A 275-nucleotide genomic window follows, 5' to 3' on the forward strand; every position below is an offset into this window, starting at 1 on the left:
CTAGCTGCCACCCTTGCTACAAAAAGACTAATGGTGAGTGGATCGCTTTTGCCATCCGGATCGAACAGAAGCACAGGATTATTTCGAGAATAATGGTAGGGTGAGAGCTCAGGGGCAAGGTTCTCCAACGGGTCCCTCACCAGCCACCGCGCAATCTCCGGGTCATACGATCGCGCTGGGAAGAAAAGCCAGTTCACGCCATAATCATCATCCCATTCCTTGCCGGTAAATTTGTTTCGCGTCGCTGCCGGCAAGATTGTGCTTGCCATGGTCCG

The 275-nt window shown here is 53.1% G+C and carries 1 protein-coding gene; it reads right to left on the bottom strand.

Annotation, left to right across the window (positions count from 1 at the left end):
• Positions 1-269, bottom strand: a 269-nt coding sequence (locus L6R21_28025; protein MCK6563054.1) for a hypothetical protein, incomplete at its 3' end; no start/stop codon positions are given.
• Positions 270-275 lie beyond the last annotated feature (6 nt).

The sequence above is a fragment of the bacterium genome, from assembly GCA_023150945.1.
In the GTDB taxonomy this organism is placed as follows: Bacteria; Zhuqueibacterota; Zhuqueibacteria; order Zhuqueibacterales; family Zhuqueibacteraceae; genus Coneutiohabitans.